The 320-nt window shown below is 50.9% G+C and carries 1 protein-coding gene; it reads left to right on the forward strand.

Going from position 1 to position 320, the window contains the following annotated elements:
- Window positions 1-19 precede the first annotated feature (19 nt).
- The coding region (locus ACO0LI_RS30705) for a hypothetical protein (RefSeq protein ID WP_423037726.1) at window positions 20-320 on the forward strand (301 nt) is incomplete at its 3' end.

A 320-nucleotide genomic window follows, 5' to 3' on the forward strand; every position in this document is an offset into this window, starting at 1 on the left:
GGACTGGTTGAGCAAAGTGTTGGATTCCGCCACACAAGCATCCCAAATCGCTGTTCAAGATGCAGTCCTGACATCCATCGTCAACGGTGGTGGTGTTAAAGACTTCACACTGACAAGCAACACAGACGTAGCTACAGCTGAAAACTTCACAGCCGGTCTCGTCTACACACCAAACGGTGGTTCCCGTGTGAATGCCCTGCAAGACGAAGACGTACTGACAGGCTCCAACACATCCGCCACAGCCAACAACAAATTGACAGCCACACTGGGTAACTCCAATGACAACGGCGCGCCAATCATCACCCCATCACTGAAAAATA

Source organism: Undibacterium sp. Tian12W, assembly GCF_049339405.1.
Classification (GTDB): Bacteria; Pseudomonadota; Gammaproteobacteria; order Burkholderiales; family Burkholderiaceae_D; genus Undibacterium.